21 protein-coding genes are annotated in these 24263 nt (G+C 68.2%); 9 read left to right on the top strand and 12 right to left on the bottom strand.

Annotation, left to right across the window (positions count from 1 at the left end):
- Window positions 1–355: 355 nt before the first annotated feature.
- The 5 genes from ACZ39I_RS21055 to dnaA all read right to left on the bottom strand — a co-directional run bounded on the left by ACZ39I_RS21055 (window position 356) and on the right by dnaA (window position 7083).
- Window positions 356–901 (bottom strand): DciA family protein, encoded by a 546-nt coding sequence (locus tag ACZ39I_RS21055; RefSeq protein WP_393602259.1) that lies wholly within the window; start codon window positions 899–901, stop codon window positions 356–358.
- Window positions 898–2019 (bottom strand): DNA replication/repair protein RecF, encoded by a 1122-nt coding sequence (gene recF / locus ACZ39I_RS21050; protein WP_467245865.1) that lies wholly within the window; start codon window positions 2017–2019, stop codon window positions 898–900. The genes ACZ39I_RS21055 and recF overlap by 4 nt, the downstream gene beginning before the upstream one ends.
- A 53-nt stretch (window positions 2020–2072) precedes the next feature.
- Window positions 2073–2948, bottom strand: coding sequence for a phosphogluconate dehydrogenase (NAD(+)-dependent, decarboxylating) (gene gnd / locus ACZ39I_RS21045; RefSeq protein ID WP_467245864.1), 876 nt, complete (start codon window positions 2946–2948; stop codon window positions 2073–2075).
- 151 nt (window positions 2949–3099) lie between these two features.
- Complete coding sequence (gene dnaN / locus ACZ39I_RS21040) at window positions 3100–4230, bottom strand: DNA polymerase III subunit beta (RefSeq protein ID WP_020119489.1); 1131 nt, start codon at window positions 4228–4230, stop codon at window positions 3100–3102.
- An 891-nt stretch (window positions 4231–5121) separates the two neighbouring features.
- Window positions 5122–7083 (bottom strand): chromosomal replication initiator protein DnaA, encoded by a 1962-nt coding sequence (gene dnaA / locus ACZ39I_RS21035; protein ID WP_467245863.1) that lies wholly within the window; start codon window positions 7081–7083, stop codon window positions 5122–5124.
- 383 nt (window positions 7084–7466) lie between these two features.
- Here dnaA and rpmH point away from each other — a divergent pair, with 383 nt between their 5' ends.
- The 9 genes from rpmH to ACZ39I_RS20990 all read left to right on the top strand — a co-directional run bounded on the left by rpmH (window position 7467) and on the right by ACZ39I_RS20990 (window position 14377).
- A complete protein-coding gene (rpmH, locus tag ACZ39I_RS21030) occupies window positions 7467–7604 on the top strand; it encodes a 50S ribosomal protein L34 (protein WP_005482975.1) in 138 nt (45 codons plus the stop codon).
- Window positions 7605–7625: 21 nt separating this feature from the next.
- The gene (rnpA, locus tag ACZ39I_RS21025; protein WP_467245861.1) at window positions 7626–7997 is read left to right on the top strand and encodes a ribonuclease P protein component; all 372 of its coding nucleotides are present in this window, start codon (window positions 7626–7628) and stop codon (window positions 7995–7997) included.
- Complete coding sequence (gene yidD, locus ACZ39I_RS21020) at window positions 7994–8344, top strand: membrane protein insertion efficiency factor YidD (protein ID WP_031036269.1); 351 nt, start codon at window positions 7994–7996, stop codon at window positions 8342–8344. Before rnpA ends, yidD begins: the two co-directional genes overlap by 4 nt.
- Window positions 8345–8347: 3 nt before the next feature.
- On the top strand, window positions 8348–9634 hold the full coding sequence (yidC, locus tag ACZ39I_RS21015) for a membrane protein insertase YidC (RefSeq protein WP_352387199.1): 1287 nt from the start codon (window positions 8348–8350) through the stop codon (window positions 9632–9634).
- Window positions 9635–9649: 15 nt separating this feature from the next.
- Window positions 9650–10162 (top strand): Jag family protein, encoded by a 513-nt coding sequence (locus ACZ39I_RS21010; RefSeq protein WP_393602252.1) that lies wholly within the window; start codon window positions 9650–9652, stop codon window positions 10160–10162.
- 118 nt (window positions 10163–10280) lie between these two features.
- On the top strand, window positions 10281–10997 hold the full coding sequence (gene rsmG / locus ACZ39I_RS21005; RefSeq protein ID WP_352387195.1) for a 16S rRNA (guanine(527)-N(7))-methyltransferase RsmG: 717 nt from the start codon (window positions 10281–10283) through the stop codon (window positions 10995–10997).
- Between the two features lie 266 nt (window positions 10998–11263).
- Window positions 11264–12337, top strand: coding sequence for a ParA family protein (locus ACZ39I_RS21000; protein WP_467246253.1), 1074 nt, complete (start codon window positions 11264–11266; stop codon window positions 12335–12337).
- Window positions 12334–13434 carry a ParB/RepB/Spo0J family partition protein gene (locus ACZ39I_RS20995; RefSeq protein WP_467245860.1) on the top strand — a complete coding sequence of 367 codons (1101 nt, stop codon included), beginning with the start codon at window positions 12334–12336 and terminating at the stop codon, window positions 13432–13434. Before ACZ39I_RS21000 ends, ACZ39I_RS20995 begins: the two co-directional genes overlap by 4 nt.
- A gap of 325 nt (window positions 13435–13759) precedes the next feature.
- Window positions 13760–14377 (top strand): GNAT family N-acetyltransferase, encoded by a 618-nt coding sequence (locus ACZ39I_RS20990; RefSeq protein WP_352387191.1) that lies wholly within the window; start codon window positions 13760–13762, stop codon window positions 14375–14377.
- 52 nt (window positions 14378–14429) lie between these two features.
- On the opposite strand, the gene trxA is transcribed toward ACZ39I_RS20990, so the two are convergent.
- From trxA to ACZ39I_RS20955, 7 genes are all read right to left on the bottom strand, one after another.
- Window positions 14430–14762 carry a thioredoxin gene (gene trxA, locus ACZ39I_RS20985; RefSeq protein WP_007383275.1) on the bottom strand — a complete coding sequence of 111 codons (333 nt, stop codon included), beginning with the start codon at window positions 14760–14762 and terminating at the stop codon, window positions 14430–14432.
- A 45-nt stretch (window positions 14763–14807) separates the two neighbouring features.
- Complete coding sequence (trxB, locus tag ACZ39I_RS20980; protein WP_389998474.1) at window positions 14808–15776, bottom strand: thioredoxin-disulfide reductase; 969 nt, start codon at window positions 15774–15776, stop codon at window positions 14808–14810.
- Window positions 15777–15944: 168 nt separating this feature from the next.
- Window positions 15945–16838: an anti-sigma factor family protein gene (locus tag ACZ39I_RS20975; protein ID WP_467245859.1), complete on the bottom strand. Its 894-nt coding sequence runs from the start codon at window positions 16836–16838 to the stop codon at window positions 15945–15947.
- Window positions 16835–17560 carry an RNA polymerase sigma factor SigM gene (gene sigM / locus ACZ39I_RS20970; RefSeq protein ID WP_467245858.1) on the bottom strand — a complete coding sequence of 242 codons (726 nt, stop codon included), beginning with the start codon at window positions 17558–17560 and terminating at the stop codon, window positions 16835–16837. The genes ACZ39I_RS20975 and sigM overlap by 4 nt, the downstream gene beginning before the upstream one ends.
- Window positions 17561–17578: 18 nt before the next feature.
- The gene (locus tag ACZ39I_RS20965; RefSeq protein WP_467245857.1) at window positions 17579–19267 is read right to left on the bottom strand and encodes a protein kinase family protein; all 1689 of its coding nucleotides are present in this window, start codon (window positions 19265–19267) and stop codon (window positions 17579–17581) included.
- Window positions 19268–19387: 120 nt separating this feature from the next.
- Window positions 19388–21649 (bottom strand): murein biosynthesis integral membrane protein MurJ, encoded by a 2262-nt coding sequence (gene murJ / locus ACZ39I_RS20960; RefSeq protein ID WP_467245856.1) that lies wholly within the window; start codon window positions 21647–21649, stop codon window positions 19388–19390.
- 44 nt (window positions 21650–21693) lie between these two features.
- A complete protein-coding gene (locus tag ACZ39I_RS20955) occupies window positions 21694–24063 on the bottom strand; it encodes a DUF6049 family protein (protein ID WP_467245855.1) in 2370 nt (789 codons plus the stop codon).
- Between the last annotated feature and the right edge of the window lie 200 nt (window positions 24064–24263).

The following is a 24263-nucleotide window of genomic DNA, read 5'->3' as shown; positions in this document are numbered from 1 at the left end:
GGGTTGCCGGAGCGGCTGCGGCATGTTGCGTTGGTAAGCCTTGATCAGCGTTGCTCAGCTTCTCCCGGGCGGTCCCCACGTTCGGGGCGGGATCGGCTTCCATTCTACCGGTAGCGCCGACAGTGATGGGGGTTTGCCGGTACCTGAGTCCGCATGTGCCGCCCTGAACCGGCGTCTTCCGGGTCCCCATATACGGAGCGGGGCTCCAAGAGGCTCACGGAGGCACTCAGCGCTTCCGGCCGTGAACCCTTGGCTACTTGGGAGTCACGTCCGGATTCGCCACCGCGCGCAGTGCCACGACAAAGGCGTCGACGGCGCCTCGAAGGCACCGCCGACGCCCTGGATGTGATGTCTGTCACCCGTAGGTGTCACCGGGTCCCGTGCTGCCGGGAGCACGCAGCGGACCATAGCGACGAGGGGGCCCGCCGGGGCCGTTCACCTTGATCAGGTTCACGGCACCGTGCCCGAGATCCTCATTGAGGCGGGCCACCAACTGCGGGGCGAGCAGCCGCAGGTTCGTCGCCCAGGCCGTGGAATCGCAGCGCACCACCAGGACCCGCTCGTCCTCGTCGTACTTCTCCGGCACACAGTGCTTGGCCAGGTCCTCGCCCACGATCTGCGGCCAGCGCCCCATCACCCCGCCCACCGCGGCTGGCGTCTCCCAGCCGCGCTCGGTGATCAAGCGGTTGATGGCGGCACCGAAGGCCATCGGGTCGCGTCCGTCGGCGCGCGCCCCGGAGCGCAGACCGCCTCCGCGCCGCGCCTGCCGCTTCTGCTGCGCCGCGTCCCCACGCGCGCGTGCCTGTGCCTTCGCAGCCCGCAGCGCCACACGCGCGAGGTCGACGCCGGAGGGTTCGGCACTCGGCTCAGGCTTCTCGGCAGGAAGCTGTTCGTCGGTCATGCGCGCTGCACCGTCCCCTCGGACACGGTGAACCGCGTCCCCGCCAGCACATGCGGCACGTCGTCGTCGACCGCCGCCGTCACCAGGACCTGCTCACCGGGCGCGACCAGCTCGGCCAGACGCTCACGGCGACGGGTGTCCAGCTCGGCGAACACGTCGTCGAGGATCAGCACGGGCTCATTGCCCTCGGCCCGAAGCAGGTCGTACGACGCGAGGCGCAGCGCCAGCGCGTACGACCAGGACTCGCCGTGCGAGGCGTACCCCTTGGCGGGCAACTGACCCAGCTTGAGATTCACATCGTCCCGATGTGGCCCTACGAGGGTCACGCCCCGCTCGATCTCCTGCTTGCGCACCTCGGCGAGCGCCGCCATGAGCTGCTCATGGAGAGCTTCACGCGTGTGTGCCTCGCCCGGCGCGGACGGCTTGTACTCCAGGGCGACCGGACCGCCGCCGGGAGCCAGTTGCTCGTACGCCTTGTCGGCCAGCGGCTGAAGCGCGGCGATCAGGTCGAGGCGCTGGGCCAGCAACTCGGCACCCACGCGCGCGAGGTGCTGGTCCCATACGTCGAGCGTGGACAGGTCCATCGAGCGGCCGCCGTGCCGCCGCGCGAGGGCGGCCGACTTCAGCAGGGTGTTGCGCTGCTTGAGGACCCGCTCGTAGTCGGAGCGGACGCCGGCCATGCGCGGGGAGCGTGCGGTGATCAGCTCGTCCAGGAAGCGGCGCCGCTCGCCCGGGTCGCCCTTCACCAGCGCGAGATCCTCCGGCGCGAACAGCACCGTGCGCACGATCCCCAGCACATCACGCGGCCTGACCTGCGAAGACCTGTTGATCCGGGCACGGTTCGCCTTGCCGGGGTTCAGCTCCAGCTCGACCAGCTGCTGCCGCTCACCCTGCCGAACCTGCGCCCGGACGATCGCGCGGTCGGCGCCCATGCGGACCAGGGGGGCGTCGGAGGCGACCCGGTGACTGCCGAGGGTGGCGAGGTAGCCGATCGCCTCGACCAGGTTCGTCTTGCCCTGCCCGTTGGGGCCCACGAACGCGGTGACGCCCGGGTCGAGCGGCACTTCGACCCGGGCGTACGAGCGGAAGTCGGCCAGCGACAGATGCGTGACGTGCATGGTCGGTCGCCGACCTCCCCCAGCTTGTGGACTGTGGTGAACAGCCCGGTGGATTACTTCGTCTCGACCGCGTGGCCGCCGAACTGGTTGCGCAGCGCCGCGATCATCTTCATCTGCGGCGAGTCGTCCTGACGGGACGCGAACCGCGCGAACAGGGACGCGGTGATCGCCGGCAGCGGCACCGCGTGGTCGATGGCGGCCTCCACGGTCCACCGGCCCTCGCCGGAGTCCTGTGCGAAACCACGCAGCTTGTCCAGGTGCTCGTCCTCGTCGAGGGCGTTGACCGCGAGGTCGAGCAGCCAGGAACGGATGACCGTGCCCTCCTGCCAGGAGCGGAAGACCTCCCGGACGTCGGTCACGGAGTCGACCTTCTCCAGCAGCTCCCAGCCCTCGGCATAGGCCTGCATCATCGCGTACTCGATGCCGTTGTGGACCATCTTCGCGAAGTGGCCGGCGCCCACCTTGCCCGCGTGCACCGCGCCGGCGTCACCCTCGGGCTTGAGGGCGTCGAAGACCGGCTGCGCCTTGGCGACGTTCTCCGCGTCGCCGCCATACATCAGCGCATAGCCGTTCTCCAGGCCCCACACACCGCCCGAGACACCGCAGTCGACGAAGCCTATGCCCTTGGCGGCCAGCTCCCCGGCGTGCTTCTCGTCGTCCGTCCAGCGGGAGTTCCCACCGTCCACCACGACGTCACCGGGCTCCAGGAGCTCGGCCAGCTCGTCGATGGTCGCCTGGGTCGGCGCACCGGCCGGAACCATCACCCACACGACCCGCGGGCCCTGCAACGCGTCCACAAGCTCCTTCAAGCTGTGGACATCGGCGAGGTCCGGGTTGCGGTCGTATCCGATCACGGTGTGGCCTGCGCGGCGGATCCGCTCGCGCATGTTGCCGCCCATCTTGCCGAGGCCGATGAGACCGAGCTCCATCAGTGGTTCCTTAGGTTGCTGTGGCGTGTGGGGCACCTTCGTACCCACGTACGAGCCTAAACCCGGACGCTCACGCACACCTGTGGGCATACGCGCTCAAACGTATGCCCCCACCTGGGGCTTTGACTCAGCCGCCGAGGCGCTCAGCCGCTCAGCCGCTCAGCCGCACCGGCATGATCAGGTACTTGTAGGCCTCGTCCGCCTCGGCGTCCAGGGCCGGCTTGCCGCTGAGCAGCGCTGGCTTGGTGGACGTCGTGAAGGAGAGCTGGGCCACCGGGGAGTCGATGGCACTCAGGCCGTCCAGCAGGAAGGTCGGGTTGAAGGCGATCGAAACGTCGTCGCCCTCCAACTGCGCGTCCACCCTTTCCACAGCTTGTGCGTCGTCGCTGGAACCGGCCTCCAGGATCAGCACGCCCTGCTCGAAGCTGAGCCGCACCGGGGTGTTGCGCTCGGCGACCAGGGCCACACGCTTGACGGCCTCCACGAAGGGGGCGGTCTCGATCACGGCGACGGAGTTGAACTCCGTCGGGAACAGCGAGCGGTACTTCGGCAGGTCGCCCTCGAGCAGACGCGTGGTCGTACGGCGGCCCGCGCCCTCGAAACCGATCAGGCCCTCGCCCGCGCCCGAACCGGACAGCGCCAGGATCACGCTGTCGCCGCTCGTGAGCGCCTTGGCGGTGTCCAGGAGCGTCTTGGCGGGCACCAGGGCGACCGCGGACGCCTCGGGGTTCTCCGGCTTCCACAGGAACTCGCGGACGGCGAAGCGGTAGCGGTCGGTGGACGCCAGCGTGACGGTGTCGCCCTCGATCTCGATGCGCACACCGGTCAGCACGGGGAGCGTGTCGTCACGCCCCGCGGCGATGGCCACCTGGGCAGCGGCGGACGCGAAGACCTCACCGGGGACGGTGCCCGTGGCGCTCGGCATCTGCGGCAGCGCCGGGTACTCCTCCACAGGCAGGGTGTGGAGTGTGAACCGCGAGGAGCCGCAGACCACCGTGGCCCGTACACCGTCTGTGGAAATCTCCACCGGACGGTTGGGCAGGGCGCGGCAGATGTCGGCGAGCAGGCGGCCGGAGACCAGCACCGTGCCCTCCTCCTCGACCTCGGCCTCCACGGAGACCCGCGCGGAGACCTCGTAGTCGAAGCTGGACAGGCTCAGCTGGCCTTCCTCGGCCTTCAGGAGAAGGCCGGCGAGGACAGGCGCCGGCGGACGGGCCGGGAGGCTGCGCGCCGCCCAGGCCACTGCCTCCGCGAGTACGTCGCGTTCCACCCGGATCTTCACTGTTGCCGCCTCCTGCTGTTGCCGGCGCTGCTCGGCCTGCCTGGCTTCGTCGTCTGTCTCGGTGTCGTCGGTCCCTGTGCCGGGAAGGACACCGGGGAACAGTCTGACGCACCCCACTGACAGTAGGTGCCTCTCGGGGTCAAGTCGTGACGAGGGGCAGTCGGGCACCGGACAGCGAGTTGTGCACAGGCCCCACTTCGAAACGGATTCCCAGCTCTCTCTAGTTGGGAGTAGTAGTAGGGGCTGTGGATACCGTGGATAACCCTGTTTTCCCAGCTCAGAGCAGGAATTTTGTCCACCGGCCCTGTGGGCGGAGCCGGTGGACAACTGACCGTGTCTGTGGAGAACAGAAAGTTCTGCACACTCCGTGCACAGGCAGAGGCGAGTTCTCCCCAGCGCCGTCCCCAGCTTTGGCCGGCTTTCCCACAGCCCAACCCGGCACCTTCGTGTGACGCCTTTCACTCGACCCGGTGATCAGGCGCGTCACGTTGCCGAACAGTGGACAGCCATGTGGAGAAGCCGGTGATCGCTGGGGACAACCGGCCCCAGCCTGTGGGTTGCCGGTGGACAACTCGGCGCACAGCCTGTGGATCACCGCGCCGTCCACAGTCTGTGGAGATCGTTCGTCCACGAATCCACAACCACCTGACCTGGCGTGATGGTCTTTCAGCAGCCAGCCTGTGGACGGCTGTCTGGACAACTTCGCGGTCCCCAGGATGTGGACGGCAAAAAGTCACCACATCTGTGGAGGGAGGCCGTAACCCGGCGGGGAATCGAACAGCAGGCAACGGCGGCGTGACCTCGGACATGACGAAGGGCGCCCCGGGACCTCGTCCCCAGGGCGCCCTTCGACGGTGGAACCGCCGTGACTCTGCTCTGCGAGTGCTTCTGTCAGCCGTTCTTGATGCGGTTCGTCAGCTCGGTCACCTGGTTGTAGATGGAGCGCCGCTCGGCCATCAGATTGCGGATCTTGCGGTCCGCGTGCATCACGGTCGTGTGGTCGCGGCCGCCGAACAGCGCGCCGATCTTCGGCAGGGAGAGGTCCGTCAGCTCGCGGCACAGGTACATGGCGATCTGGCGGGCCGTGACGAGCGCGCGGCCGCGGGAGGTGCCGCACAGGTCCTCGACGGTCAGACCGAAGTAGTCGGCCGTGGCGCTCATGATGGCCGTGGACGTGATCTCGGGGGCCGAGTCCTCGCCGCCGGGGATCAGGTCCTTCAGCACGATCTCGGTCAGGCCCAGATCGACCGGCTGTCGGTTGAGCGATGCGAACGCCGTCACCCGGATCAGCGCGCCCTCCAGCTCGCGGATGTTGCGCGAGATGCGGGAGGCGATGAACTCCAGGACCTCCGGCGGGGCGTTGAGCTGCTCCTGCACCGCTTTCTTGCGCAGGATCGCGATCCTTGTCTCCAGCTCGGGCGGCTGGACGTCGGTGATCAGTCCCCACTCGAAACGGTTCCGCAGGCGGTCCTCCAGCGTGACCAGCTGCTTGGGCGGCCGGTCGCTGGAGAGGACGATCTGCTTGTTCGCGTTGTGGAGTGTGTTGAAGGTGTGGAAGAACTCCTCCTGCGTCGACTCCTTGTCCGCGAGGAACTGGATGTCGTCGACGAGCAGGATGTCCATCTCGCGGTAGCGCTTGCGGAAGCTGTCGCCCTTGCCGTCGCGGATGGAGTTGATGAACTCGTTGGTGAACTCCTCCGAGCTCACGTACCGCACGCGCGTGCCGGGATACAGGCTGCGCGCGTAGTGCCCGATCGCGTGCAGCAGGTGGGTCTTGCCGAGCCCCGACTCCCCGTAGATGAACAGGGGGTTGTAGGCCTTGGCCGGCGCTTCGGCGACTGCCACCGCGGCCGCGTGCGCGAAGCGGTTGGAGGCGCCGATGACGAACGTGTCGAAGAGGTACTTCGGGTTCAGCCGCGCGGTGGGCTCACCGGGTCCGGTCGCGGGCGCGGGCTGCGCGGCCAGTGGGCCGGGGGCGCCGGTGGTGGGCAGGTTGGAGCCGACCGGGCCGCCGCGGTGGACCCGCCCGGAGCCGGGCGGCGGATCGGGCAGCTCCCGGCGGGTGTCGCGCTGGTCGTAGTCGGAGCGGGGCTTGTCGTAGTCCGGCCGCTGGTCGTAGTCGGAGCGCTGGCTGTCGTAGGACGAGCGCTCCCTCGGCTGCGGACGGTAGTCCTGTGACGGAGGGCCGTACGAGTCCTGCGGGTACGGCTCCTGCGGATAGGGCTCCTGCGACGGGGACGCGTAGGGGTCGCGCTCCGGGAAGCCGAGCCGCTGTTGCTGCCAGCTGTACTGGACCTGCGTCGGCCGCGGCCAGCCGCCGGGCTCGGGGCGCTGGTACTCCGAGGGGTAGGCGGGGCGTGCGGTGGGGAGCTGGTCCGGGCGGGGTTCGCGGTCGCCCTGGTGTCCGGGGCGCTGTTCGCCGCGACCCGGGGGGGAGTCGTCCGCGCGGTGGCGGCCGTAGCCCTCGTACTGGTTGTTGTCGTACGAGCCGTCGTACTGGTTGGAGGGGAGCTCGGGCTCCTCGTAGCGGGACTGGGGTCGGGGGGCCGGAGGCGCGGGCGGGGCCTGGGGCTCGCCCGCGGAGTCGTCGACGGTGATCGCGATGCGGATCGGGCGGCCGCACTCGCGGCTCAGTGTCTCACTGACGGCCGGGGCCAGTCGGCCCTCCAGTACGCCTTTCGCAAATTCGTTCGGTACGGCGAGCAGGGCGGTGTCGGCGACCAGCGCGAGTGGCTGGCAGCGCCGGATCCAGTGCTCGTCCTTCGCCTCCACGCCCTGGACGCGGCCCTCACCGAGAAGTTGCTCGAGTACGCGTGGCCACACTGCGGCAAGATCGGCAGGTACGTCAGCCACAGGGCACGCTCTCTCACGGGTCCCACGAACGTGTGGTTCTGGGACGAGTCGGGATTCAAATGGGGTGGAGCCGAAATGCAGGGGTCAAGGGAACGAATCGGAGTTCAGCCACGGTAGTCAGGGCGACGGGTGCGGTTCAAGTTGTTGTCCCCAGCCTGTGGATAGTGTCTCCTGGTGACCACTGGTTTGACCGGATGGCGTAGCCGCGCGTACCGTAACCAGGTCGAGTTGTCGATGGCTGCTGCCGCCTGCCTCCGATGGGCACAGATCACTTCGGGTGATCGGGAAGCGGTGCACACGGGCGTAACTGCGAGCTACTCGTGGGCGCACGGTGACAGCCAGGACGGCACCCGCCACCACCGATTGATTTCTGGAGCCCCCGAGTGAGCAAGCGCACCTTCCAGCCGAACAACCGTCGTCGCGCCAAGACCCACGGCTTCCGTCTGCGGATGCGTACCCGTGCCGGCCGCGCGATTCTGGCGAACCGCCGCAGCAAGGGTCGCGCCAGCCTGTCCGCCTGATACCGGTCAGGTCATGCCGTCGTGCTGCCCACCGAGAACCGGCTGAGGCGGCGCGAGGACTTCGCGACCGCGGTACGACGAGGGCGCCGGGCCGGCCGCCCGTGTCTCGTCGTCCACTTTCGTAGCGGTGCCACGGACCCGCACGCGCCTGGGGAGAGCGCTCCCCCGACGCGTGCGGGTTTCGTCGTGAGCAAGGCCGTGGGCGGTGCTGTGGTGCGCAACAAGGTGAAGCGCAGACTTCGCCATCTGATGCGCGACAGGGTCGCCCTGTTTCCCCCCGGTAGCCTGGTAGTCGTACGAGCGCTGCCCGAGGCGGGCGACGCCGATCATGAACAGCTGGCCCGAGACCTGGATGCCGCCGTTCAGCGGCTGCTGGGAGGGGGCGCACGATGAAGTACCCGCTGCTGGCGCTGATCAAGCTGTACCAGTGGACCATCAGCCCGCTGCTGGGGCCGGTGTGCAAGTACTACCCGTCGTGCTCCCACTACGGCTACCAGGCCATCGACCGGCACGGTGCGATCAAGGGAACGGCACTCACCGCCTGGCGCATCCTGCGGTGCAATCCGTGGTCGCTGGGCGGTGTGGACCATGTCCCGCCGCGCAAGCGTCCGCGGTGGCACGAAATGCTGCGTAACGCCTGGCGTGCACGTAGGGGCGGGCCCTCCGCCGCCTCGGCCACCGAGGGACAGAATCCTTCGAGCCCGGCCGCAGAGACTCCGTCCCATGCCCAAGGAGCATGATTAGTGGACACGATTGCCAGTCTTTTCAGCTTCATCACGACACCCGTCTCCTGGGTCATCGTTCAGTTCCACACGGTGTACGGCAAGATCTTCGGCCCTGACACCGGGTGGGCCTGGGGCCTGTCGATCGTGTCCCTCGTGATCCTGATCCGTATCTGCCTGATCCCGCTCTTCGTGAAGCAGATCAAGTCGACGCGGGCCATGCAGACGCTCCAGCCCGAGATGAAGAAGATCCAGGAGCGCTACAAGAACGACAAGCAGCGTCAGTCCGAAGAGATGATGAAGCTGTACAAGGAGACGGGCACCAACCCGCTCTCCTCGTGCCTTCCCATCCTGGCGCAGTCCCCGTTCTTCTTCGCCCTGTATCACGTGCTCAACGGCATTGCGACCGGCTCGACGATCGGTGTCATCAACGACTCGCTGCTGGCCAGTGCCCGTAAGGCGCACATTTTCGGTGCCCCGCTGGCCGCGAAGTTCACGGACGGTTCGAGCAAGGTCGAGGCACTCGGCGCCTCGCTGACCGACGTCCGGGTCGTCACCGCGGTCATGATCGTCATGATGTCGGCGTCGCAGTTCTACACGCAGCGCCAGCTGATGACGAAGAACGTCGACACCACGGTGAAGACGCCGTTCATGCAGCAGCAGAAGATGCTGATGTACGTCTTCCCGGTCATGTTCGCCGTCTTCGGCATCAACTTCCCGGTCGGTGTCCTCGTCTACTGGCTGACCACCAACGTGTGGACCATGGGCCAGCAGATGTACGTCATCCGCAACAACCCGACGCCGGGTTCCAAGGCCCAGGCCGCCTACCTGGAGCGCCTCACCCACCACGTCACGAGCCACGGCAAGGCCCGCAAGCGCAGCGAGCGCACCATCATCAAGGCGATCGTCGCCAAGGGCCGCGACCGCAACGAGTTCGAGCGCAAGTTCATCAACGCTCTGAACAAGGCGGGCCTCGCGGCCCAGGCCGACGGCTCGGTCGTGCAGAGCGAGTCCCAGGCCGCGGTTCAGACCGAGGACGGTTCGACGGCGAGCGCGGCGGCTCCCAAGCGTCAGCAGCCCAAGCGGCAGAGCAAGTCCCAGCGTCAGTCGGGTGCGGCTTCGGCCGGCTCGAAGGCAGTCGAGGACAGCTCGTCGTCGGAGTCGATCTCACTGAGCAAGTCCGATGAGCCCGAGGACGCCAAGCCCGCCGCTCCCGCCAAGAAGCAGACCGGCGGCGGTACCCGCAGCAAGGCCCAGTCCGGACAGCGCAAGGGTCCGCAGCGGCCCAAGTCCCCGTCCAAGAAGTAAGAAGGAGTCCATCCCGTGACGGAAGGCACCACCTCCGCCGCTGCCGAGGGTGCAGACACCCTGACCCGCCTCGAGCAGGAGGGCGAGATCGCGGCGGACTACCTCGAGGGTCTGCTCGACATCGCTGATCTCGACGGCGACATCGACATGGACGTCGAGGCCGACCGCGCCGCTGTCTCGATCATCAGCGACGTGGCCAGCCGCGACCTGCAGAAGCTGGTCGGTCGGGACGGCGAGGTGCTGGAGGCCCTGCAGGAGCTCACCCGCCTTGCCGTGCACCGGGAGACCGGGGACCGCAGCCGGCTGATGCTGGACATCGGCGGTTACCGGGCCAAGAAGCGTGCCGAGCTCTCCGAGCTGGGTGCCAAGGCCGCCGCCGAGGTGAAGAGCACCGGCGAGTCCGTGAAGCTCAAGCCGATGACGCCGTTCGAGCGCAAGGTCGTGCACGATGCGATCAAGGCAGCCGGGCTGCGCAGCGAGTCGGAGGGCGAGGAGCCACAGCGCTTCGTCGTTGTGCTTCCCGCCTGATCGGTCCGTACGTTCCTCCGGCCCCGTCTGTAGAGCAGGCGGGGCCGAACTTTGTCAGCCTGATAGTTCTGATGATCAGCGCCCGGTGCGCTGATGCGGTACGGAAGGACGGTTCCCCGTGACGGAGGCAGCGGAGCTTCCCCCCGCGCCCGAGCAGGCGCGCGAGGTGTTCGGCGATCGCTTCGAGGACGCGGTGCGGTATGCCGAGCTGCTCGCCGAGGCGGGTGTGCAGCGTGGTCTCATCGGCCCCCGCGAAGTGCCCCGGCTGTGGGAGCGGCATCTGCTGAACTGCGCGGTGCTCTCGGAGGTCGTTCCCGAGGGCGTGACGGTGTGCGACGTCGGCTCCGGTGCCGGTCTGCCCGGCATTCCCCTGGCTCTCGTCCGCGAGGATCTGAAGATCACGCTGCTGGAGCCGCTGCTGAGGCGCACGACCTTCCTGACGGAGGTCGTGGAGCTGCTGGGCCTGGACCATGTGACGGTCGTGCGGGGCCGTGCCGAGGAGGTCATGGGCAAGCTGAACCCGGTGCATGTGGTGACGGCGCGGGCTGTGGCCCCGCTGGACCGGCTGGCGACGTGGGGGGTTCCGCTGTTGCGCCCCTACGGAGAGATGCTCGCGCTCAAGGGCGACACCGCGGAGGAGGAACTCAAGGCGGCAGGCACGGCCCTGAGCAAGCTCGGCGCCGTGGGGACCTCCATCCTGCATGTGGGTGAGGGCGTGGTCGATCCGTTGTCCACGGTGGTGAGGGTCGAGGTCGGGGAGAGTCCTGGCGGTGTGCGGTTCGCGGCCAAGCGTGCCAAGGCGGCCCGTACCGGTCGCACTCGTCGACGCCGCTGATCCGTCCCTGACGACGAGACGTACTCCACACAAGCTGTCAAACCTATGCATGCCGGAGTGTCGCGGCAGAACGGGCACTGCTGCCCTGCATCGTGTTTCACGTGAAACGTCGCTCACTGCTGCACGGCATCATCAGCCGGGGCCGCGCTGCGGCCGAACCCCGTGACCGAAAGCCTCTCGGGTCACTCGGAGAGGTAACGGAGTTGTCCACAGAGGTGGATTTCTCCACAGAACAACAGGCCTCACTGGTTCACACCCCCGAAGACATGGGAGGCTCTGTTCATTGCGAGCCTGAAGTCGAGGAGAGTGAATCCTTGCGGTCCGACGCCAACATCGCGGGACCGATGACCGATCCGGTCCCCGGTCCCCGAACCGAGTCGATGGGGGACGATGTTTCACGTGAAACACCGCCCCCGATGGACGACACTCCGATCGGTCGTGCTGCCCAACTGGCGGTAGAGGCTCTTGGCCGTGCCGGCGAGGGCCTGCCACGGCCCGAGCAGACCCGGATCATGGTCGTGGCCAACCAGAAGGGCGGAGTGGGCAAGACGACGACGACCGTCAATCTTGCCGCTTCGCTTGCTCTGCACGGTGGCCGTGTCCTGGTCATCGACCTCGACCCTCAGGGCAACGCGTCCACGGCTCTGGGTATAGACCATCACGCGGAAGTGCCGTCCATCTATGACGTCCTGGTCGAGAGCAGGCCGCTGTCCGAGGTCGTCCAGCCCGTCCCTGATGTCGAAGGTCTCTTCTGTGCCCCCGCCACCATCGATCTCGCCGGTGCGGAGATCGAGCTGGTGTCTCTGGTGGCCCGCGAGAGCCGACTGCAGCGCGCGATCCAGGCGTACGAACAGCCCCTGGACTACATCCTCATCGACTGCCCGCCCTCGCTCGGCCTGCTGACGGTCAATGCGCTCGTGGCCGGTGCGGAGGTTCTCATCCCGATCCAGTGCGAGTACTACGCGCTGGAGGGTCTGGGACAGCTGCTGCGCAACGTCGATCTGGTGCGGGGCCACCTCAACCCCACCTTGCACGTATCGACCATCCTGCTCACCATGTACGACGGCCGGACGCGCCTCGCGTCCCAGGTCGCGGATGAGGTGCGCACTCACTTCGGCGACGAGGTGCTGCGGACGAGCATTCCCCGCTCAGTCCGTATCTCCGAGGCGCCGAGCTATGGACAGACGGTGCTGACCTACGATCCAGGATCGAGTGGGGCCCTGTCCTACCTTGAAGCAGCACGAGAGATCGCGCTGAGGGGCGTCGGCGTCAACTATGACCCGACGCAGGCGCACATCGGCGCACAGAGCAATCCGAGCATGGTGGAGGGGATCCAGTGAGCGAGCGACGGAGGGGTTTGGGTCGTGGTCTGGGCGCACTGATCCCCGCTGCCCCGACGGAGAAGACGCCGACCCCGGCGGCGATGGGAGGCGCCGGTTCCGCGTCTCCGACGTCCGTCCCGGTGCTGACGACCGACCGTGGGGTGGCCGCGGCGAAGGTGGCCACGCTGCCGCCTGTTTCACATGAAACCGAGATGCCGTCGGTCAACGGCTACCCGGAGACGCCCCCGCCGCCCATCGGAGCCCACTTCGCGGAGCTCCCCCTCGACTCCATCACGGCGAACCCACGCCAGCCGCGTGAGGTCTTCGACGATGACGCGCTCCAGGAACTCGTCACTTCCATCAAGGAAGTCGGGCTTCTCCAGCCGGTCGTTGTACGGCAGGTCGGCCCCGCCCGCTACGAGCTCATCATGGGTGAGCGGCGCTGGCGGGCCAGCCGTGAGGCCGGCCTGGAGGCCATCCCCGCGATCGTGCGGGCTACTGACGACGACAAGCTTCTCCTGGACGCCCTCCTGGAGAACCTGCACCGTGCTCAGCTGAACCCGCTGGAAGAGGCAGCCGCCTACGACCAGTTGCTGAAGGACTTCAACTGCACGCATGACCAGCTGGCGGACCGCATCGGCCGGTCCCGCCCACAGGTCTCCAACACCCTGCGTCTGCTGAGGCTCTCGCCGGCAGTGCAGCGCCGGGTGGCGGCCGGAGTGCTCTCCGCCGGACACGCCCGTGCCCTGCTCTCCGTCGAGGACTCGGAGGAGCAGGACCGGCTGGCCCATCGAATCGTGGCCGAGGGACTCTCGGTGCGTGCGGTCGAGGAGATCGTGACCCTCATGGGGTCGCGGCCGCAGACCGCCCAGCGCTCCAAGGGGCCGCGTGCCGGCGCCCGTGTCTCTCCGGCGCTGAGTGACCTCGCGACCCGTCTCTCGGATCGTTTCGAGACACGGGTGAAGGTCGACCTGGGGCAGAAGAAGGGCAAGATCACCGTCGAGTTCGCCTCGATGGAGGACCTCGAGCGCATCCTCAGCTCCCTCGCCCCCGGTGAGGGACCGGTTCTGCAGAAGAGCCTGCTGGACGACGACGCCGAGGAGACAGAAGGCTGAGTCAGGGTCGCCAGGGTGACACCGCCCAGGCGAAGCGCGAAGAGCGGGTCGTGTCCGGTGTGTCCCGGAACAGGCCCGCTCTTTGCTTTCAGCCGGTATCGATGGAATCTCTGGATGGATACGATGCGACTGGGTGCGGCACATCCACCCGGCAGTACCTCTGAGGGGAGACAGGGGCCATGCGAACGATGAGCCGAAACGGACTGGTGAGCGCGGGCCTGGGACTGGGGGCGGTCGGCGGATTCGTCGGTAGCCTGCTCAGGGAACGGAGCGCTCTGACGGCTGCCCGCGACGCGGCGGGCGAGGGAAGCGAGGAACAGCCTTCATGGGGCGTCGGCTCGTACCGCTCACGCTGGACAACCTTCCGGACCTACCCCAGCGTTGCCGCTCGTGCGTCTTCTGGGAGTTGGACCCCGTCAGCGGAGAAGCCGCGGTAAAGGCCGGAACCGCCGCTCTGGAGAAAGAAGCCTGGATCTCCGCCGTACTCCTGGACTGGGGATCATGCGGCCGGGTCGTCTACGTCGACGACGTACCAGTCGGCTACGTCCTCTACGCCCCTCCGGCGTATGTTCCTCGCTCGACGGCGTTTCCCACGAGCCCCGTCTCTCCGGACGCCGTCCAGCTGATGACGTCGTTCATCATGCCGGGCTATCAGGGGCAGGGGCTGGGCCGTGTGATGGTGCAGACGGTTGCCAAGGACTTGTTGCGGCGGGGCTTCAAGGCCATCGAGGCCTTCGGCGATGCCCGGTGGAAAGAACCCGCCTGCCTGCTTCCCGCAGACCATCTCCTTGCGGTGGGCTTCAAGACGGTCAGGCCCCATCCCACGTATCCGAGACTGAGGCTGGAGCTGCGCACCACACTCTCCTGGAAAGAAGACGTGGAGATGGCACTGGACCGGCTTCTGGGGGCCGTACAGAAGGAACCAGCGCTACGCCCCCTGTAATGCGATGGGGCCGGCCCTTTCGGACCGGCCCCATCGTGTTTCACGTGAAACATCACTCGGCGATGAAGTCCTCGAGGTCGCGGACGATCGCGGCCTTCGGCTTGGCACCGACGATGGTCTTGGCGACCTCGCCACCCTGGTAGACGTTCAGCGTCGGGATGGACATGACGCCGTACTTGGCGGCCGTACCCGGGTTCTCGTCGATGTTCAGCTTGACGATCTCGATCTTGTCGCCGTACTCGGCGGCGATCGCCTCGAGGGACGGAGCGATCTGACGGCACGGTCCGCACCAGGCGGCCCAGAAGTCCACCAGGACGGGCTTGTCGCTCTTCAGGACGTCCTGCTCGAAGGAATCGTCGGTCACGTTCTTCAGGGTGCCGGCCACGGCGGGCTCCTTAACTGGGTTGGTGCGGTGGGGCGGGATGGGGGGTCAGACAGCGGTCTTCTCGGGCTCGGCCTTCTCTTCGTCCGCGAGGGCGGCGAGGAAGCGCTCGGCGTCGAGAGCGGCGGCGCAGCCGGTGCCGGCCGCGGTGATCGCCTGGCGGTAGGTGTGGTCGACCACGTCACCGGCGCCGAAGACACCGGTCAGGTTGGTGCGGGTCGAAGGCGCTTCCACCTTCAGGTAGCCCTCACCGTCCAGTTCGAGCTGGCCCTTGAAGAGCTCGGTGCGCGGGTCGTGGCCGATGGCGATGAACAGGCCGGTGACCGCCAGGTCCGAGAGTTCGCCGGTCTTGAGGTTGCGCAGCTTCAGGCCCGAGAGCTTCGGGTCGCCCTGGATCTCGGCGACCTCGCTGTCCCACACGAACTTGATCTTCGGGTCGGCGAAGGCGCGCTCCTGCATCGCCTTGGAGGCGCGCAGGGTGTCACGACGGTGGACGATCGTCACGGACTTGGCGAAGCGGGAGAGGAAGGTGGCCTCCTCCATCGCCGTGTCACCGCCGCCGATCACGGCGATGTCCTGGTCCTTGAAGAAGAAGCCGTCACAGGTGGCGCACCACGAGACACCGCGACCGGAGAGGGCGTCCTCGTTCGGCAGGCCGAGCTTGCGGTGCTGCGAACCGGTGGTGACGATCACGGCCTTCGCCCGGTGGACCGTGCCCGAGGTGTCGGTGACGGTCTTGATCTCTCCGGTCAGGTCCACGCTGACGACGTCGTCCGGAATGAGCTCGGCACCGAAACGCTCCGCCTGGGCACGCATGTTGTCCATGAGCTCGGGGCCCATGATGCCGTCCTGGAAGCCGGGGAAGTTCTCCACTTCGGTCGTGTTCATCAGCGCACCGCCGGCGGTGACGGCGCCCTCGAACACCAGCGGCTTCAGCGACGCGCGCGCGGTGTAGAGCGCCGCCGTGTAGCCGGCGGGCCCGGATCCGATGATGATCACGTTACGGACGTCGCTCACGGCTTGGTTCCTCGTCTCTGGACTGCGTCGTCGGACCGGTGGAGCCCCTCTCAGAACTCTCACCCCACCCAACGGATCCTAAGGGGCGCGCATTCCCGGTGTGTCCGGGCACACGGAGAGGCCACACCGTACGGATTACCACGCAGGACGAAGACGAAGCGCGATCGCTCAGGAACGCGCGTAGGACCGCTTCAGCAGAACCTTCGCAGTGCCGGTCGGTGCGTTCTTCACGCACGTCGCATTCACGATGTAGGCGGTGACCCGGGTGCTGTCGGAAGGGTCACGCAGCACGATGAGAACTGCGTCCGTGCCCTTGTAGACGCCGTCCTTGGTTGCGAGTGGCGAGTCGCTGGTGTGGAGGGCGTTCTGGATGCACGGGGGAACCTCGGGTGTCCTGAGGGTGCGGGGATCCCCGGAGCCGGGGATGCTCGCCGCGCCCATGCTGGTGTGCGGGGCCCGAGACCCGCCGCTCGCACTCTTCTCGGTGAGAAGGTCCGAGACCTGCTTCTCCAGGCCGCTCGCGGAGAAGGTGTCGGCTGAGGCGGTCGGCTGTCCGTGTGCCGAGCCGGTCGGCTTGCCGTCGTCCAACGACGACAGCAGAACGGAGCCGAATCCCAGTGCGGCGACGGTGAAGACCGCTCCCAGGACGGCAACCTTGCGGCGTCCGTTCTTCTTGCGGTCCTTGCGGCCCGGACCGGTGGTGGACGTACGGGCGTGTCCTGTGGGGCGGTCGATGACGGGCGATGTTTCACGTGAAACATGCGTACTCTCGACCGGTGCCGACGCGTTCACGGCCTCCGGAGCAGTTGCCTGCAGGAGAGCCTCCGCGGCGAGGGCGGCGTCGATCCTGCCGGCGACGTCAGCGGGCATGCGAGGCGGGCCCGGCAGCGTGCCGAGCAGGCCGCGGATCTCCTCCAGTGACGCGTGAACGTCCGCGCAGAGTTCGCACTCGTCCAAATGCCTGCGTACGTCCGCTGTCCTGGACGTGGACAGGATGCCTTCGGTGAGGTCGGAGATCTCCGCGACATCCGGGTGCCCGGCTGTGTCTGTCGAGGAAGTCACGCTTGCCCACCTCCGCCCTTCACTGCAGCTGAATCGCTTGATCCCGAATCTGGCGGGCCTCCTGACGGAGGTCCCGCTGCGGGTGGGACGGATGTCCCCTGCGCCCGGTTCCGTCCAGCGCCCGCTTCTCTGCCGCCTCCGGCGTTTTCCGGCCGCAGATGGGTGAGAAGCGGGAGCAGTCTGGCTCTGCCTCGGGCGCAGCGGCTCTTCACCGTCCCCGTCGGCACGTCGAGCATGCGGGCGGCTTCGGCGACGGGGTAACCCTGCATGTCCACGAGGACGAGGGCGGCGCGCTGGTCGGGCGGGAGGGTGCCGAGGGCTTCCACGAGTTGGCGGTGGAGGTCGTTGCGCTCCGCGGGCGCCGAGGCGGATTCGTGCGGCTCCAGGAGCTGCTCGAGGCGCTCGGTGTCGTCCACGGGGGATGTCTTGCGGGAGGCTGCCTTTCTGGCCCGGTCCAGGCAGGCGTTCACCGTGATCCGGTGCAGCCAGGTGGTGACCGCCGACTGCCCCCGGAAGGTGTGCGCGGCCCGGTAGGCAGACACCAGCGCGTCCTGAACGGCGTCAGCGGCTTCCTCACGGTCCCCGAGCGTGCGGAGGGCAACGGCCCACAGGCGATCCCGATGCCGCCGCACGAGCTCGGTGAAGGCGTCGGGGTCGCCCTCTACATGACGGGCCAGGAGGTCCTGATCGCTGGTGTCGCCATATGCGGTGTCATCTGCCATCGGACCCCCTCCTCAGCCTTAACTGGTGACCTTGATGTCCGCCACCCGGCCGCGGTAGGTGCCTTCCTCTGTCAGGGGCAACTTGGTCAGCCAGACCAGAAGGTAGCGGGACTTCACGGTCTTGTCCGGCTTGAGCGGGACACCCGTGCCGGAACCCTCGGCGACCTTGGTGTAGGCGTCGAAGGTGGTCGGCCGGGAACTCGCGTCGCTGGAGGCGGCGCGCAGTTCGACAGAAGTGTCGCCCATGAACGTGACGGTGACCTTGCCGATGTCCTGGACCTTGCCGAGGTCGAGAATTATCCCGAGACCCGGCTTGAGGTTCCCGAAGTCGGCGCCCTCGTAGAACTTCGTCTCCCAGTACGACGAGGTGTCGTTGTCGTAGGCCTTCTTTATGTCGTTCGGCTTCTCGGATCCGTCGCCGAACGGGTCGAAGTCGTACCCCTTGGCGATCGCGATCGGGGTGTTGACCGCCTTGGTGGGGCTCTTGTCGCCGTCGTCGGTCGTCTGGGTCTGGTTCTCGTCCGACTTGCCGCCCCGGTCCATCAGCGCGTCCGCGAGCTGCCAACTGCCCAGGCCCAGCGCGGCGATGAGGAGGGCGGAGACCGCCCACTTCAGGGCCCGGCCCGTGCGGCTCTGCAGCGGCGGTGGCGGGGTCGGTACGGGCTGGGTGACACCGGGGTGCGCTGCCGGGCGGCCGTACGTGCCCTGTTGGTACGTCGTGCGCTGGTACTCGGGCGGGGCCGTGAACGCCGGCTCCGGCGGGCGGATGCGGGGCATCTCACCGATCGCCTTGACCAGTTCCTCGGGCGTGGTGCACGCCGACTCGTGCCGTGAGGCGGTGGCGCCGTCGTTGGCGAGCGCCCGCATGGACAGCTCGGACAGCCCGCGGTGGACACCTGCCCGCACCTGGTCGGGTGCGATGAGACCGATGTCCTTGGGCAGACCGGCCAGACCGTAGGCGTCGTTCTCGTACGGCCACCGCTGGGTGAGCGCCGCGTACAGGAGCGCGCCGATCGCCTCCGTGTCCGTCCGCTGGGGGGACTCGGAAGTGACGCCTCGCAGCGCGGCGTTCACGGCGAGGCCGCGGATGCGCCACTGCCCGCTCGACGTACGCAGGACCGCGCTCGGGTTCAGCCGAAGATGCGCGAGCCCCTCACGGTGGGCCGCGGCCATGGCGGACGCCACCTGAGTGACCATCTGGTAGGCGTCGTACACCTCCAGCGGGCCCGGGGTGAGCAGGGTGGTCAGCTCGGTGGCGTCGGGCAGCCACTCGTGGACGACGTAGACGAGGTCGTTCTCCTCGACGGCGTCCAGGACCTGGACGAAGCGCGGGTCGCCCAGCAGTGCGGAGGAACGGGCCGCGGCCAGGACGGTGCGCGCCCGCGCATGGTCGGCGGGCAGGATGTGCACGCCGACGGCCCGACGGAGTTTCTCGTCGACGGCACGCCAACTGCTGAAGCCGTCCAGACGGGTGAGGCACTCCTCGAGACGGTAGCGTCTGGCCAGTTTGTGGCCGCTGTGCAACTCCGGCGGTGACGCCTTGCCAAGGCTCTCGGTCCCGCCACTCCCCTGTGCCTCGACGTCTTCCGTATCCCGCTCCCGGTTCTTGGCCACGCCGTCGGCCGTGGACTGGTCCGCCTTGGCGGTCAGCGGTTTGTCACCGCTGGTGTCTGCCACGTCGACGGCAGCCGTGCTCCGTTCCGCCACCGTCGTTCCCTGCCTCCCCAATTCATTGCGCGCCGTGCGACGCAGAATCCAATTGTGCCCACAGTCCGCCGCTATGCACGACACACGGTGGCGGACGATGGTTGTGCGCGTACCCCTGCCTTAGCGCCCCAGACGCCCCCGGACCATGCCGACCAGTGAGTTCAGCTCCTCGATCCGCATCTTGCGTGCGGCGACGAAGAAGGTCCCGAGGAGAACCGCTCCACCCGCGATCAGAGCGGCGAACGAACCGACGACTCCCTGGCCGAGCGAGTGGCCGATGCCGTAGCAGGCCGCTCCGCTCAGGGCTGTCGCCGGTACCGAGGCGATGCAGAGCCGGGCGTAGGTCCGCAGGACGCGGTTGCCGTCCAGGTCGCCGCCGAGGCGCTTGCGCAGCCGGTTCCAGGCGACGCCGACACCGATCGCGTACGCGAGACCGTAGGAGGCGGCCATGCCGACCACGGCCCAGCGGGGCGGCAACAGGGCGTAACAGGCGGCGGAGGCGGCGGCGTTGACGGCCGCCACGATGACGGTGTTGTAGAAGGGCGTCCGGGTGTCCTCGTAGGCGTAGAAGGCCCGCAGGACGACGTACTGGACCGAATAGGGGATCAGGCCGAGGCCGAAGGCCATCAGCATGTACCCCATGTTCGTGGCGGCGCCGGTACTCGAGGCACCGAAGATCAGCGTGCACATCGGGATGCCGAGGGCGAGGAAGCCGAAGGCGATGGGCACGATGGCGACCGCTGTGGTGCGCAGGCCCTGCGAGATGTCGTCGCGGACCGCGCCGGCGTCGTCCTCCGCGGCCGAGCGGGAGATGCGCGGCAGCAGGGCAGCCATCAGCGAGACGGTGATGATGGCCTGCGGGAGGCCCCAGATGAGCTGGGCGTTGGCGTAGGCACTGAAGCCGGTGCCGGGGATCTTGGTGTCGGCGACGGCCGCGGTGGCGAGCTGGATGACGACCAGGGCGCCTGCCTGGTTGGCGAGGACGAACAGGATGGTCCACTTCGCGAGCATCGCGGCCTTGCCGAGACCGTGGCCCTTCCAATCGAAGCGCAGCCGCGGCCGGAACCCGGTCTCCCGCAGATACGGGATCATCGCGAGGGCCTGCACCACAAGGCCGAGCAGGATGCCCACGCCGAGCAGCCGTTGTCCCTCCGGCGGGATGTTCGTGACGGTCATGCCGGAGTGCCTGGCGGTGCCGTACACCCACAGGAACATCGCGAGCGTCACGATGATGACGATGTTGTTGAGGACCGGAGTCCACATCATCGCGCCGAACTTGCCGCGTGCGTTGAGGACCTGTCCCATCACCACGTGGATGCCCATGAAGAAGATGGAGGGCAGGAAGTAGCGGGTGAAGGTGATGGCGACGTCGTTGGCCGCGGGGTTGGCCGCCACGGAGTCCGACAGGGCACGCACCAGGAGCGGCGCCGCGAACATCGTGAGCACGGTGAGCGCGGCGAGAGCCACCATGACGAGCGTCAGGAGCCGGTTCGCGAAGGCCTCGCCGCCGTCGTCGTCCTCCTTCATGGCGCGGACGAGCTGCGGCACGAAGACGGAGTTCAGGCCACCGCCGACGGTGAGGATGTAGATCATGGTCGGCAGCTGGTAGGCCACCTGGAAGGAGTCGCCCAGGAAGGCGGTGCCGAGCGCCGACACGATCAGCGCCGAGCGGATGAAGCCGGTGAGACGCGAGACCATCGTGCCGGCCGCCATCACGGCGCTCGACTTCAGCAGACCGCCTGCCTTGCCGCCCTGCTTCGCGGGGGCGGCGGGGGCCGCCTCCGCCACAGCCGACGCGGTACCGAGATTCATCGTCTCGTCGGCCGAGGGTGCAGGCGCCGCGGAAGCCTGGAACTGCGGTGCCGCTGACGGTCCGCCCGGCGCCGGCACCGACGGGGGATCCGTCGGGCGGCCGCCACGCTGCTGCTGGTCGCGGAAGAGATGCGCGAACGCGTCCGGCTCGTGGCGTTCCTCGCCGGCCTGGCTCACCAGGTCGTCGACTCCCACGAACTGGGTGGTGCGGGGGTCGTCGCCGTACGGCAGGTACTGCGTCGGGCCCTCCGGCTCGGGCGCCGGCGTCTGCGCCCAGACGTTCGGGTCCGGGGCGTAAGGAGACTGGGGAGGCTGGGAGTACAACGGCTGCTGGGACTGATGGGTGCCGGGGGGCGGCGGGGGATGTGCGGCACGGTCGTAGAGGGCCTCGGCGACCGGATCCTGGGCATGGAGGTCCTGTGCCCGGTAGGGGTCCTGCTCGTAGGCGTCCTGGAGATACATGTCCGCGGGAGCCTGCGGCGGCACCTGGCCATGCTCGGGCGGCGGCTCCTCGGAGTGACCCGAGCTGTCCGCGCCCTGACCGCGATCACCGTCGTACGGCGCGTTCATGGTTACCCCACCTCATCGTCCCGGGCCCACCGGCCACGACATCCTCAACGGTCCACTCTCTCACCCGTGCCGGACGGGTCGGCGCTTTCCGCTGCGGTGTCCGTTGTCAGGTCACTCGGCTGCTCGGGGTCGTCGGCCCCGGGCCCGGTGCCGGTCTCGTCCTTGAGACGGTCCTGTGGACCTTCCGGGTTCTCCGGGCCGTCCACGGCTTCGCCCGCCTCGTCGTCCGGGCCGTTCTGGTCCGCCTCCCGGGCTGCCGCGCGCTTGCGCTGGGTGTACATCCGGAATCCTGCCAGCACCAGCAGCAGGACACCGCCGCCGATGACCAGCATGACCGTGGCCGTGAACTCGGTGACCTTCACGTCGAACCTGACGGCCTCGCCGTACGGCTGACCGTCCTCCGTGTACAACTGGGCGATCACCGAGGCCTTGCCGTTGGCGTTGGCCGTCGTGGTGAACTTCACCGTCTGGCTGTGGCCGCCCGAGACCTCGACCGGCTGCTCGTAATAGGAGGAGCCGCCGATCTCGAGCCGGTTCGGGCTCAGTGAGGTCAGCCGCAGCCTCAGGTGTTCCACGCCCTGCACCAGGTTGTTCTGGACCGTCACGGGGATCGTGGCGCTGCGGCCGGAGAGCTTGGTCTCCGACTTGTCGATCAGGCTCACCTGGGAGGTCAGGTCGTCGAGGTAGGCCTTCACGTCACTGCGGAAGCTGCTCGCCCCGCTGGACCGGCCCCGCCACGACGTGGACATCTCGCGGTTCAGGGCTCGCCCGAAGGGCGTCACGACGCGGGACTGGTCGGAAAGGATCACCTTGAAGTTGTCGAGCTTGTTCTGTGTGCTCGCGATCTGCTGGAAGGCCCACTTCGGCAACTCCTGCCTGCGCAGCGAGGAGGGGTAGGCGGACGCGGCGGGCACCTTGGTGGTGGCCCCGGGGTCGGGCTTGGCCGCGGCCGCCGCCGTGAGCTTCTGCGTCTGTGACCAGTTCCCGGCCTGCAGCGCGGTGAGCGCTTCGGCCATGGCGTCGGCCTGGCTCGCCGTGGGCATGCGCTGCGGGGCGACGACGATGCTGCGCTGCTTGTCCGTCTGGAGGTCGAGGGTGAGGCTCTGGGCGAGGAACCGCTGGACGGCGAGTGTGGTGGAGGAGGCCTTCGTCAGATCGCCCTGGAACGCGGTGGACAGCCGCGCGTCCGCGACGACCGCCGTGGTGCCGCCGCCGATGGGGCGGGCCGCGGACGGCGTGTACGACAGTCCGGCGGTCTCCTGCAGGCTGTCGCTGCGGGTGATCACCTTGTCGGCTCCGGCGGAGGTGGCGACCTTGACGATCGACGGGTCCACCGCGCCGTTCACGGGCCAGGCGAAGTCGGTGCTCGGCGTCACGTGGAGCACGGTCCTCACCGTGGTGGCCGCGACGTCGGTGGCCTCGTCGAGATGACTGAGCGAGCCGGTGACGCTCGTGCCGTTGTGGGCCAGCGAGGCGAGGTCGGGATCGGCGAACGGAAGCACGACGACCTCCTTGTCCTCCACGGCGTTCTGCAGCTTGGCCAACCATTGTTTGGCGAGGGCCTGGTGAGTGCCTGCGGTGGTGGCGTCGCCCTCGCCCTGGATCCGGTAGCTGCGGGTCATCGCGTCGACGGACGCCAGCAGGTCCGGATCGATCACCCACGTGACGTCCAGGTTCTCGCCCAGCGTCAGCATCTGGTCCAGTCGGCCGCCCGCCGAGATCTCCTCGGCGAGGTCGTCGTCGAGGAAGACCGGGGTCTGTTGTGCGTTCGAGCCGGTCTCCGCCGTCATGTGCACGGTGGAGATCAGCGGCCACAGGAAGGTCGTCTTTGTCTTCGTGTCCGGCTCGTCGGGCTGCCAGGGCAGGAAGGTCCGCTGGATGCCGAGCGGCTGGTCCCACGGCTGTGCGGAGGTCTCGCCCGAGAGGGAGACGGCGAACTGATAGACGCCGGGGTCACCGAGGTCCAGCTCGTCGACCGGTACGGAGATGGAGAAGGGTTCGGCCACCCCGGGCGTCAGCTTCGCGAACTTCGCCACGTATTTGCCGCCGACCTCGGACCCCGTCGCGCCCTGGAGCGAGTCCCCGTCCTCGGTGACGGCGTCGATCGACGAGCGGGTGTTCAGCTCCGGGCCCACCTGCAGTCCGACATGGGCGGCTGTGACGGCCTGCTTTGCGTTGTTGGTCACTGTCCCCGACACAGTGATCGTGTCACCGTCCGTAGGCACGCTGGGGCTGAGTGTGTCGATCGCGACGGACACGGATCCGGAGGCGGCGGCTGCCTCGGCGGGCGCCGCGGCGGAAACCTGGCACAGGCCGGCCAGCAGAGGAGCCGCCGCGAGCAGAGCCCCGGTGCGCCGCAGCAAGCGGCGGGCAGGTGAGGGACTCGTCCCCTGGAAGTCTGCCGCCTCGGCCACGCGCTCGCCCGTCCCTCGTCGTCAGTGGTCGTCGGAATGTGCGTCCACGCATGGTAACGATGCGCGCTGAGGGGAAGTGCCGCGGACTGCTCCACAAGATCGGGCAACGCTGCCGCACTGTCCCGAATGTGCACGTATGAAGGGGAGCACCGCCGTGACTCTTCGGAGCAGAGCTTGTGCAGGTCCGGCTGGCGAGTCTG

It is taken from the genome of Streptomyces sp. NPDC024687, assembly GCF_055559055.1.
The sequence above is the reverse complement of the archived record's forward strand: the minus strand, read 5'-3'. Positions and strand labels throughout refer to the sequence as shown.